The following is a 12,043-nucleotide window of genomic DNA, read 5'->3' on the forward strand; positions in this document are numbered from 1 at the left end:
GCTCAGGCGTTGTTGCCCCAGCGGGCCTGCTCCAGCAGGTCCACGGCGCGCTCCCGGGACTCCGCGTCGTCGTCGGCGCGTAGCAACGCGGTCGCCTCGTCCACCGCGTCGGTGAGCACCCGCCACTGGGCGTCGCGCTCCCGCACCAGGTCCGACTGGGCGGCGAGCTGCCGGGTCTTCACCCACAGCTCGACGAAGACCGACACCTTCGCCCGCAGCACCCACGGGTCGAAGGGCTTGGTCAGGTAGTCGACCGCGCCGACCGCGTAGCCCCGCAGGGCGAGCTGGGCGTCCTTGTCCGCGGCGGTGAGGAAGATGATCGGCACGTGCCGGGTCCGCTCCCGCCGCTTGATGTGGGTGGCGGTCTCGAAGCCGTCCATGTCCGGCATCTGGGCGTCCAGCAGGATCACCGCGAAGTCGTCCACCAGGAGCTGCTTGAGCGCCGCCTCGCCGCTCTCCACGGCGACCGACTGCACCGGAAGCCCCTGGAGGATCGCCTCCAGGGCCATCAGGTTCTCCCGCCGGTCGTCCACCAGCAGCGCCTTGGCCATCTGGGTCACGGAGTCTCCTCGCCTCGGCTCCGGCCGATCCAGGACGCCATCAGCTCGATCAGCTCGTCCAGGTCCACCGGTTTGGTGATGTAGTCGCTGCCCCCGGCCGCGATCGCCGACTCCCGGTCACCGGGCATCGCCTTCGCGGTCAGGAACACGATCGGCAGGTCCGCGAAGCGGTGGTTGCGGCGGATCTGCGCGGTCGTCTCGTAGCCGTCCTGGTCCGGCATCATCGCGTCCATCAGCACGATGTCCACCTCCGGATGCTCGGCCAGTTGGCGGACACCGTCCGCCCCGTTGTCCGAGTACAACACGGTCATACCGTGAAGTTCCAACGCGGAGGTCAGCGCGAACACGTTCCGGACGTCGTCATCGACGATCAGAACGGTCACGCCCTCCAGCCGGCGGGTGGCCGGGGTCTCCTGCGGCTGCGGCAGCTCCATGGGCATGAGCAGGGACGACGGCAGGCCCGCGCGCTGCGGCGAGGGCGGCGCCGGCGCCACCACCGCGTCCGGCGCCAGCACATCGGGTACGAAGAGAGTGAACGTCGACCCCTGCCCGGGCGCGGAGGACACCGTGATCGTGCCGCCGAGCAGGCGGGCCAGGTCCCGGCTGATCGACAGGCCCAGGCCGGTGCCGCCGTAGCGCCGGCTGGTCGTGCCGTCGGCCTGCTGGAACGCCTCGAAGATCAGCGAGAGCTTGTCGTCCGAGACGCCGATGCCGGTGTCGATCACCGTGAACGCGATGACCTGCCGGGCGTTGGTCAGCGCCGGCACGTCGAAGACCGCGTTCTCGGCGGCCGGCGCGATGCGCAGGGTGACCGCGCCGTTGTCGGTGAACTTCACGGCGTTGGAGAGCAGGTTGCGCAGGATCTGCTGCAACCGCTGGGCGTCGGTGACCAGCGCCGGCGGCAGGTCCTTGCTGATCCGCACCTGGAAGTCGAGGCCCTTCTCCTCGGCCTGCGGCGCGAACGCCTGCTCGACGTAGCCGCGGATCTCCGAGAAGTGGATCTCGGTCGGCTCCACGTCCATCCGGCCCGCCTCGATCTTGGACAGGTCGAGGATGTCGTCGATCAGGGAGAGCAGGTCCGAACCGGCGCTGTGGATGGTGCGGGCGAACTCGATCTGCTTGGCGCTCAGGTTCTGCTCCGGGTTCTCGGCGAGCAGCCGGGCCAGCAGGAGCAGCGAGTTCAGCGGCGTACGCAGCTCGTGGCTCATGTTGGCCAGGAACTCCGACTTGTACGCCGACGCCCGGGTGAGCTGCTGCGCCTTCTCCTCCAAGCCGAGCCGGGCCAGCTCGATCTCCCGGTTCTGCGTCTCGATGTTGGTCTTCTGCTCGGAGAGCAGCTTCGCCTTGTCCTCCAGCTCGGCGTTGGTGCGCTGGAGTTCCGCCGACTGCTCCTGCATCTCGTGCGCCAGCCGCTGCGACTGCGCCAGCAGCTCCTCCGTACGCCGGTTGGCCTGGATGGTGTTGACCGCGACGCCGATGGTGAGCACCAGCCGCTCCAGGAACGCCAGGTGCAGCTCGGAGAAGGTCGTCACCCCGGCGAACTCGATCACGCCGAGCAGTTCGCCCTCGAAGAGGACCGGCAGCACCACGAGGTCGGCCGGGGGTGTCTCGGCCAGGCCGGAGCGGAGCACCAGGCGCCCGTCGGGCTGGGTGTTGACCCGGATGGTCCGCCGGGACAGGGCGGCCTGGCCGACCAGCCCCTCGCCGGGCCCGAAGGTCACGTCGTGCCCGCGCGCCACGTAGCCGTAGGAGGCGGTGAGCCGCAGCCGCATGCTGCCCTCGGAGCTGTCCGCCAGGAAGAACGCGCCGAGCTGCGCGTCGACCAGCGGGGTCACCTCCATCATGATCATGCGGCAGACCTCGCCGAGGTCCCGCTGGCCCTGGAGCAGGCCGCCGATGCGGGCCAGGTTCGAGTCGAGCCAGCCCTGCTCGGCGTTCTTCTTCGTCGTCTCCCGGAGGGTGACGATCATCTGGTTGATGTTGTCCTTCAGCTCGGCGACCTCGCCCTGCGCCTTCACGCTGATCCGCTGGGTCAGGTCGCCGCGGGTCACCGAGGTGGAGACCTGGGAGATCGCCCGGAGCTGGGTGGTCAGGGTCGAGGCGAGCTGGTTGACGTTCTCGGTGAGGTCGCGCCAGGTGCCGCTGACCCCCTTCACCTGGGCCTGACCGCCCAGCTTGCCCTCGATGCCGACCTCGCGGGCCACCCGGGTGACCTCGTCGGCGAACGAGGAGAGCTGGTCGACCATCGTGTTGACGGTGTTCTTCAGCTCCAGGATCTCGCCCTGCGCGTCCACCGTGATCTTCTGGCCCAGGTCACCCTTCGCCACGGCGGTGGTGACCGAGGCGATGTTCCGCACCTGGCTGGTCAGGTTCGACGCCATCGAGTTCACGTTGTCGGTCAGGTCCCGCCAGGTGCCGGAGACACCCTTCACCTGCGCCTGACCGCCCAGCTTGCCCTCGGTGCCCACCTCACGGGCCACCCGCGTCACCTCGTCGGCGAACGACGACAGCTGGTCGACCATCGTGTTGACCGTCGACTTCAGCTCCAGGATCTCGCCCTGCGCGTCCACCGTGATCTTCTGCGACAGGTCACCCTTGGCCACCGCCGTCGACACCTGGGCGATGTTCCGCACCTGGGCGGTCAGGTTGGACGCCATCGAGTTCACGTTGTCGGTGAGGTCGCGCCAGGTGCCGGCCACACCGCGCACCTGGGCCTGGCCGCCGAGCTTGCCCTCGGTGCCCACCTCGCGGGCGACCCGGGTCACCTCGTCGGCGAACGACGACAGCTGGTCGACCATCGTGTTGACCGTCGACTTCAGCTCCAGGATCTCGCCCCGGGCGTCCACCGTGATCTTCTGGCTCAGGTCGCCCTTGGCCACGGCCGTGGTGACCGAGGCGATGTTGCGCACCTGGCTGGTCAGGTTCGACGCCATCGAGTTCACGTTGTCGGTCAGGTCCCGCCAGGTGCCGGAGACACCCTTCACCTGCGCCTGGCCGCCGAGCTTGCCCTCGGTGCCCACCTCACGGGCCACCCGCGTCACCTCGTCGGCGAACGACGACAGCTGGTCGACCATGGTGTTCACGGTGTTCTTCAGCTCCAGGATTTCACCCTGCGCGTCCACCGTGATCTTCTGCGACAGGTCACCCTTGGCCACGGCCGTGGACACCTGTGAGATGTTCCGCACCTGGCTGGTCAGGTTGCCGGCGAGCTGGTTCACGTTCTCGGTCAGGTCCCGCCAGGTGCCGGAGACCCCGCGCACCTGGGCCTGCCCGCCCAGCTTGCCCTCGATGCCCACCTCACGGGCCACCCGCGTCACCTCGTCCGCGAACGACGACAGCTGGTCCACCATCGTGTTCACGGTGTCCTTCAGCTCCAGGATCTCGCCCTGGGCGGCCACGGTGATCTTCTGGGAGAGGTCGCCGCGGGCCACCGCCGTGGAGACCTGGGCGATGTTGCGGACCTGGCTGGTCAGGTTCGACGCCATCGAGTTGACGCTGTCGGTCAGGTCCTTCCAGGTGCCGGCCACGTTCGGCACGTCCGCCTGGCCGCCGAGCTTGCCCTCGGTGCCCACCTCGCGGGCCACCCGGGTCACCTGCTCGGCGAAGAGCCGCAGCGTGTCGGTGAGGTAGTTCATCGTGTCGGCCAGCTCGGCCACCTCGCCGCGTGCGCCCACCGTGATCTTCTGCGACAGGTCGCCCTTCGCCACCGCCGTCGCCACCTGGGAGATCGAGCGCACCTGTCCGGTGAGGTTCGACGCCATGGTGTTCACCGAGTCGGTGAGGTCCTTCCAGGTGCCGGCCACACCGCGGACGTCCGCCTGGCCGCCCAGCTTGCCCTCGGTGCCCACCTCCCGGGCCACCCGGGTCACCTCGTCGGCGAACGACGAGAGCTGGTCGACCATCGTGTTCACGGTCCGGCCGATGCGCAGGTACTCACCGCGCAGCGGCCGGCCGTCGATCTCCAGCGCCATGTGCTGCGACAGGTCGCCGTCGGCCACCGCCACGATCACCCGGGCGATCTCCGTGGTCGGGCGGCCCAGGTCGTCGATCAGCGAGTTGACCGCCCGCTGCCCCTCCGCCCACGAGCCGTCCAGGCCCTCGTCGTCGAGCCGTTCGGTGAGCCGGCCGTCCCGGCCGACCACCCGGCTGATCCGGCGCAGGTCCAGGTGCTGCCGCTCCTGCAGCGACACCACGTCGTTGAAGGAGTCCGCCACCTCGCCGGCCAGGCCCGCCCGTCGGGGCAGCCGGACCCGGAGGTCGCCGCGACGCACCCGTCGCAGCGCCTCCACCAGCTCGCCGAGGATCACCTCGTGGTCGTCCCCGGCTACCAGTTGTTTCGCCGTGGTCATCAGTTCCTCGCTCAGCTCGGGGGCCATCAGGCTCGTGCCGACACGCGGCCATCCCACCATTCTGCCGCGTGTCGCGTCGAGGCCGCGGGCTCCGGCCGCGCGCCACGCCCGATCTGTCCCGCGCCGACCGGATCGGCGGAGTGGCTTGGCACCCGGGGGCGCGGCGGTGGAGGATACGGAGGTGTCAGCGGAGGCGGGGCCGGCGATGAACGGCGGCTCGGACGAACACGTCCGGAGCGTCCGCCTCCCCGCAGACCGGCGCACGCCCGCGGCGGCCCGGGCGCTCGTGCGGTCCGTGCTCGCCGAGGCGGACCTGCACGAACTGCTCAACGAGGCGCTGCTGCTGACCACCGAGCTCACCACCAACGCGGTCGAGCACGCGCGCACCGAACTGGACATCGAGGTCGAAGCCGACCCGGCGGGGCTCACCGTCACGGTCACCGACTTCGCCTCCGGCCCGGTCGACGAGCTGATGGTCGGTGTCCGGAACATCACCTCCGACATCACCGAGGTGGCCGAGCGGGGGCGCGGGCTGCTGCTGGTCGACCACTTCGCCAGCCGGTGGGGTACGACCTACCTGCCCACCGGGAAGGGCGTCTGGTTCCGGCTCGACCGGCCCAACCTCGGGGCGGCCGCCCGGCCGGCCGAGACCCGCGCCGCGCTCGCCGCCCTCGCGCCGGCCGACGGGGGCACCCCGAGCGCCGCCGCGATGAGCGAGCTGATGCAGACCACCCCCGACCCGTACGCGGACGACCCGCTGCCCGAGTTCGCCGCCGGGCTGCTGACCCGGGTCGCCGAGATGGTCGGCGCCGCCGGCGGCGTGGTGCGGCTGGACCGCGGCGACGGGCAGGGCAGCCAGGTGCTCGCCCGCTACGGCCGGCAGCCCCGGGAGGGCAACGAGCTGCTCCGCGTCCCGCTCGCCGTGCACCGCCCGTACGCCGGAGAGCTGGAGCTGGACGCGGCGCCCTCCGCGTACGCCCGGCCCCTCGCGGTGCTGGCCGCCGAACGGCTCTCCCTGCACCTGGAGAACGACCGGCTGCGCCGCGCCGACGTGCGCCGGTCGGCCTGGCTGACCTTCCTGGCCGAGGCGAGCGAGCTGCTCGCCCAGTCGCTGGACGTCGAGCTGACCATGGCGCTCGTCCCGCAGCTCGTGGTGCCCCGGCTCGGCCAGTGGTGCGCGGTCCACACCAGCGACGAGTGGGGGCGGCTGCGGCTCGCCGCGGCCAGCCACGCCGACGAGTCGGTCCTGCCGCAGCTGCACCGGGTGCTCCAGGAGACCGGGCCGGACTCGATCCAGGCCCGGCTGCGGGAGGCGTCCCGGAGCGCCGCGCAGGTGCCGCTGAGCGGGCCGATGGAGGGCTTCGCCGTACCGCTGATCGCCCGCGGGCAGCGGCTCGGCACCCTGGCCGTGGGCCGCCACCAGCGGCACCGGCACGACCCCGACGAGGTCTCGGTGCTGGAGGACGTGGCCCGGCGGGCCGCCCTGGCCATCGAGAACGCCCGGATCCACGCCGAGCGCCGGCGCGTCGCGCAGACCCTCCAGCAGTCACTGCTGCCGCCGGTGCTCCCGGTGGTCGAGGGCATCGGCTTCGCGGCCGAGTACGTGCCCACCGGCGACGACGCCGAGGTCGGCGGCGACTTCTACGACGTGGTGCCGCTGCCGGACGGCCGGTGGCTCGTGGTGGTCGGCGACGTCTCCGGCAAGGGCGTCCAGGCGGCGGCGGTGACCGGGCTGGTCCGGGACGTCATCCGGGTGCTGGTCGGCGACGGCAAGCCGCTGCCGGAGGTGCTCGGCCGGCTCAACGAGACGCTGGTCGAGCGGGGCGGCGGCCGCTACTGCACGCTGGCGCTGGCGGCGGTCGGCCCGGGTGACGGTGACCAGCTCGACGTCTCCCTGCACCTGGCCGGGCACGACCGGCCGGTCCTGCTGCACGGCGGCGGAGGGGCGGGCTTCGTCGGCACCGGCGGCACGGCACTCGGGCTGCTCGACTCGATCGCCACCCCGACCGCCGAGATCGCGCTCAAACCGGGCGACGCGCTGGTCTTCTACACCGACGGGGTCACCGAGCGGCGGCGCGGCCGGGAACTGTTCGGCACCGACCGACTGCGCGAGGCCGCGGCGCCCCTGGCCGGCTACTCGGCCGACGTGGTCGCCGCCCGCCTCCGCGCCACGGCCATCGCCTTCTCGGTGGAACCCCCACGCGACGACATAGCGGTGCTGGTCCTCCGCAACGACGCCCTGTAACCACTGCCCCGGGCCGGGGTTGGGGTTGGTTACAGGCCGCCGGGGAGGCGGCCCGGGGACAGGCGGTGGTGGGGGTCGAGGTGGGCCTTGGCCGTGCGGAGGCGCGGCAGGGTGGGCAGCTCGCCCCAGAGGTCGACGGCGCGGCGGACCGGCGCGGGGGCCGAGACCACCACGCAGCGACCCTGCCGGGCCATGAGCACGCCCCGGACGGCGGCGAGGATCGAGGCCACCCGGTCGCGCGGCAGCGAGCCGGGCAGCGCGGCGTGCACGGCGCCGATCCCGGCCGAGCCGCGCACCGGGACCGGCGTGCCGGCCGCGTCGCGCAGCGCGTAGACGGCGGCGTGCAGGTCGTTGATGGGCACCTCGATCCGCAGGGCGGTGTCGCCGGGGGCGAACGGGTAGCGGCCCCACCACTCGGGGGCGGCGTGGTTGACCACGGCCTCGGTGCCGAGCAGCGCGGTGAGGCGGTCGGCGCGTTCCGCCACGTCGGCGGGGCCGCCTTCGAGGAGCACCACCAGGCTGCCCGCCGCGGCGGGCCGCCCCGGTCGCCCGGTCACCGCCGGGTGGTCGGGCCGGTTGGCCACGGACGGGTGGGAGGCGGGGATCCGCCGGCGCGGCAGCGGCACCGGCACGGGCAGGTCCAGCTCGACCGCCGCCGGGTCGAGCCGTGCGGCGAGCACCGCCCGGACCAGGTCGTGCACCTCCAACGGCGTCCACACCGGACGGGACACCCAGACCCGGCCGGCCGGCACGGCCTGCACCCGCATGGTGGCCGAGACCAGCACCCCGAGGCCGCCCTGCGAGCCGCAGAGCAGCCGGGCCACGTCGAGCCCCGGCACCTCGGCCGCGCCGAAGAGCGCCGCCGCGCCGCCCCCCGCCGGCCCGGCCCGGCCGAGCAGCGCGGTGCCGGGCTCCCCCACGCTGACCAGTTCACCGTCGGCGTCGAGGTAGCGCACCCCGACGAGCTGTGCGCACGGGCTGCCGTGCCGGTGGCGCAGCGGGCCGGACTCGTCGGCGGCCAGCACCCCGCCGAGGGTCGCCCCGGGGGAGGGCGCGTCGACCGGGAGGCGCCGGCCGGTGCGTTCCAGGGTGGCCTGCACGGCCCGCAGCGGGGTGCCGGCGCCGATCTCGGCCACCGCCGAGGCCTGCGGCTCGTGCCAGACCCCGGCCAGCCGGCCGGTGTCGAGCATGATGTCGACCTGCGCCGGTGCGGCACCCCAGTCGATCTTCGTGCCGGCGCCACGGGGCACCACGGTCAGGTCGTGCGCGGCGGCCAGCCGGAGCACCTCGGCGGCGGCGTGGGGACCGCCGGGCACCGCCACCCAGCGGGCCGTCCGGCCGGCCACCTCGTCGGCCGGGCCGGCGAACCGGGCGAACGGCGGGCCACAGATCTCCGCCAGCTTCCGGGTGATCTCGAGGGCTCCGGGTCGATCGGTGGAACGCGCTGCAGCCGCCATGGCGGTTATCGTACACATGTTCGAAAGCCCTGCCGGCGAGTCGCGGGATTCCGGCGGCGCGCGACCGCGGCAGCGACCCGACGGCCGGTAACGTGACGCCGTGACCACCGAGAAGCCCCCACCCGTCGCCAAGCGCGTTCCGGCCGAGCGGACCCACCACGGCGACACCGTCGTCGACGAGTACGCCTGGCTCGCCGCCAAGGACGAGCCGGAGACGATCGCCTACCTGACCGCGGAGAACGCGTACACGGAGGCGCGCACCGCGCACCTGGCGGAGCTGCGCGCGGAGCTGTTCGAGGAGACCCGCCGGCGCACCCAGGAGACCGACCTGTCGGTGCCGACCCGCAAGGACGGCTACTGGTACTACACCCGCACCGTCGAGGGCCAGCAGTACGGCGTGCACTGCCGCCGGGCCGTCCGCGACGGCGAGACCGCCCCGCCGGTCAGCGCGGACGGCGCCCCGCTCGACGGCGAGGAGGTGCTGCTCGACGGCAACCAGCTCGCCGAGGGGCACGACTTCTTCTCCCTGGGCGCGTTCGACGTCAGCCCGGACGGGCGCTGGCTGGCCCACTCGACCGACTTCTCCGGCGACGAACGCTTCACCCTGCGGATCAAGGACCTCCAGACCGGCGAGGTGCTTCCCGACGAGATCCCGGACACCTTCTACGGCACGGCCTGGTCGAACGACGCGTCGACGCTGTTCTACGTGACGGTCGACGACTCCTGGCGGCCGAACCGGGTCTGGCGGCACACCGTGGGCACCCCGTCGAGTGAGGACGTGGTGGTGCACCAGGAGGACGACGAGCGGTTCTGGGTGGGCGTCGAGCTGACCCGCTCCGAGCGCTTCGTGCTCATCGACATCCACAGCAAGATCACCAGCGAGGTCCGGGTCATCCCGGCCGGCAACCCCACCGGCGAGCCGGCCGTCGTGGCGCCGCGGCGGCAGGGCGTCGAGTACGCGGTGGAGCACCACGGGCACCGGTTCCTGATCCTGCACAACGACGGCGCGGAGGACTTCGCGCTCGCGTACACCTCGGCCGACGCGCCGGGCGACTGGACGCCGCTGATCCCGCACACCCCCGGCACGCGGCTGGAGTCCGTCGACGCGTTCGAGAACCACCTGGTCGTCTCGCTGCGCAGCAACGGGCTGACCGGGCTGCGGGTGCTGCCGGTCGGCGGTGGCGACAGCTTCGACATCGACTTCCCCGAGCCGATCTACAGCGTCGGGCTCGACGCCAACCCGGAATACCGCACCGCGGAGGTGCGGCTGCGCTACACCTCGCTGGTGACCCCGGACTCGGTCTACGACTACGACCTGGTCACCCGGCAGATGGTGCTGCGCCGGCGGAAGCCGGTCCGGCCCGGCCCGGACGGGCGCGAGTACGACCCGGCCGACTACGAGCAGCACCGGGACTGGGCGCTCGCCGACGACGGCACCCGCGTGCCGATCTCGCTGGTGTGCCGCACGGGCACCCCGCGCGACGGCTCCGCGCCCGCCGTCATCTACGGCTACGGGTCCTACGAGGCGAGCATGGACCCCTGGTTCTCCATCGCCCGGCTCAGCCTGCTCGACCGCGGCGTGATCTTCGCGGTGGCGCACATCCGCGGCGGCGGCGAGCTGGGCCGCCGCTGGTACGACGAGGGCAAGCTGCTGGCCAAGAAGAACACCTTCACCGACTTCGTGGCCTGCGCCCGGCACCTGGTCAAGGCCGGCTGGACGGCGAGCGACCGGCTGGTGGCCCGGGGCGCCTCGGCCGGCGGCCTGCTGATGGGCGCGGTCGCCAACCTCGCACCGGACGCGTTCGCCGGCATCGTCGCGCAGGTGCCGTTCGTGGACGCGCTCACCTCGATCCTCGACCCGTCGCTGCCGCTGACGGTCACCGAGTGGGAGGAGTGGGGCAACCCGCTCGACGACCCCGAGGTCTACGCGTACATGAAGTCGTACACGCCGTACGAGAACGTGTCCGCGGTGGACTATCCGGCGATCCTCGCCGTGACCAGCCTCAACGACACCCGGGTGCTCTACCACGAGCCGGCCAAGTGGATCGCCCGGCTGCGGGCGGTCGCCCCGCGGGGCGACTACCTGCTGAAGACCGAGATGGGCGCCGGCCACGGTGGCCCCAGCGGCCGGTACGACGCCTGGCGCGAGGAGGCGTTCGTCAACGCCTGGACCCTCGACCGGCTGAACCGCGCCTGAGATGCAAGGAAGGGGCCCCTGTTAACGCCTCATGCATAGCAGGGGCCCCCTCTTAACGTCCGGAGCCGAGAGCGGCCGCGAGCACCGCCGGGTCGACGTTGCCGCCGGTGACCATCGCGACCGTACGGCCGGGCGGCAGCTCGTCCCGGTGGAACAGCCGGGCGGCCAGCGCGACGGCGCCGCTCGGCTCGGCCACCAGCCGGGCCTCGCGCAGCAGCCGTCCCATCGCCGCGACGATCTCGTCCTCGGTGACCGTGACGATGCCGTCGAGCCGGTCCCGCAGGTGAGCCAGGGTCAGCTCGGACAGGTTGGTGCGCAGCCCGTCCGCACACGTCCGGTAGGTGCGTTCGACCTCCCAGACCACCACCTCCCCGGCGGCCAGGGAGTCGCGCGCGTCGGCGGCGAGCAGCGGCTCCACCCCGACCACGGCGGCCGACGGGCGCAGGGCCTTGACCGCGGTGGCCACGCCCGAGGAGAGCCCGCCGCCACCCACCGGCACCAGCACCACCTCCACGTCGGGCAGGTCGGCGACGATCTCCAGGCCGACGGTGCCCTGGCCGGCGATGATCCACGGGTGGTCGAACGGCGGCACGAGCGCGGCCCCGGTGTCGGCGACGATCCGCTCGGCCTCGGCGAGCCGGTGGGCCGGCGGCACGAGCCGCACGTCGGCGCCGAGCGCCCGCATCCCGTCCACCTTGATCCGCGGCGCGCCCTCCGGCACGACCACGGTGCAGGGCACGCCGAACGCCCGGGCCGCGTATGCCAGGGCCTGCCCGTGGTTGCCCGAGGAGTGGGTCACCACGCCCCGGGACCGGGCGGCCGGGTCCAGCCGGGCCACCGCGTGGGTGGCGCCGCGCAGCTTGAACGAGCCGACCGGTTGCAGGCTCTCCGGCTTGAGCCACAGCTCGTCGTCCCAGAGCGTCGGCAGCAGCGGGGTGCGCACCACGGTGCCCGCGACGTCCTCGGCGGCGGCCCGGATGTCGGCGATCGAGACCAGCTCCATCGCCCCATCCTGCCGCGCGCCGGGATCGGCCGCCGCCCCGCGCCGGCCGCCTAGACTGCCGGGATGAGCGAGGACGAGCAGCGGGCGGAGGGCGGACCGGGGCCGGCCCGGCGCGCACCGGTCTGGCTGATCCTCGGTGTGGTCGCCTCCGCCATGGTGGTCTGCTGCTGCTCGGCGCTGATCGGCGTGGCCGTCGCCTGGTCCGCCGGCCTCCTCGGCGGCCGCTGACCGC

7 protein-coding genes are annotated in these 12,043 nt (G+C 73.0%); 3 read left to right on the plus strand and 4 right to left on the minus strand.

What is annotated here, in order from left to right; genetic code table 11:
- Positions 1-2 precede the first annotated feature (2 nt).
- Positions 3-560 (minus strand): response regulator, encoded by a 558-nt coding sequence (locus ABZS80_RS03695; RefSeq protein WP_151463283.1) that lies wholly within the window; start codon positions 558-560, stop codon positions 3-5.
- Positions 557-4,909 carry a HAMP domain-containing protein gene (locus ABZS80_RS03700; protein WP_355054657.1) on the minus strand — a complete coding sequence of 1,451 codons (4,353 nt, stop codon included), beginning with the start codon at positions 4,907-4,909 and terminating at the stop codon, positions 557-559. The genes ABZS80_RS03695 and ABZS80_RS03700 overlap by 4 nt, the downstream gene beginning before the upstream one ends.
- Before the next feature lie 181 nt (positions 4,910-5,090).
- Here ABZS80_RS03700 and ABZS80_RS03705 point away from each other — a divergent pair, with 181 nt between their 5' ends.
- On the plus strand, positions 5,091-7,154 hold the full coding sequence (locus tag ABZS80_RS03705; protein ID WP_355054290.1) for a SpoIIE family protein phosphatase: 2,064 nt from the start codon (positions 5,091-5,093) through the stop codon (positions 7,152-7,154).
- Between the two features lie 29 nt (positions 7,155-7,183).
- Here ABZS80_RS03705 and ABZS80_RS03710 read toward each other — a convergent pair whose 3' ends face one another.
- Complete coding sequence (locus tag ABZS80_RS03710) at positions 7,184-8,611, minus strand: FAD-binding oxidoreductase (RefSeq protein WP_355054291.1); 1,428 nt, start codon at positions 8,609-8,611, stop codon at positions 7,184-7,186.
- Between the two features lie 100 nt (positions 8,612-8,711).
- Between ABZS80_RS03710 and ABZS80_RS03715 the strand changes: the two genes are divergently transcribed.
- Positions 8,712-10,808: a S9 family peptidase gene (locus ABZS80_RS03715; RefSeq protein WP_355054292.1), complete on the plus strand. Its 2,097-nt coding sequence runs from the start codon at positions 8,712-8,714 to the stop codon at positions 10,806-10,808.
- A gap of 52 nt (positions 10,809-10,860) precedes the next feature.
- On the opposite strand, the gene ABZS80_RS03720 is transcribed toward ABZS80_RS03715, so the two are convergent.
- Positions 10,861-11,811, minus strand: coding sequence for a threonine/serine dehydratase (locus ABZS80_RS03720; protein WP_355054293.1), 951 nt, complete (start codon positions 11,809-11,811; stop codon positions 10,861-10,863).
- Between the two features lie 63 nt (positions 11,812-11,874).
- Between ABZS80_RS03720 and ABZS80_RS03725 the strand changes: the two genes are divergently transcribed.
- The gene (locus ABZS80_RS03725) at positions 11,875-12,039 is read left to right on the plus strand and encodes a hypothetical protein (RefSeq protein ID WP_355054294.1); all 165 of its coding nucleotides are present in this window, start codon (positions 11,875-11,877) and stop codon (positions 12,037-12,039) included.
- The last annotated feature ends 4 nt before the right edge of the window (positions 12,040-12,043 follow it).

Origin of the sequence: Micromonospora sp. NPDC005305 (assembly GCF_040607315.1) — a bacterium.
Classification (GTDB): Bacteria; Actinomycetota; Actinomycetes; order Mycobacteriales; family Micromonosporaceae; genus Micromonospora.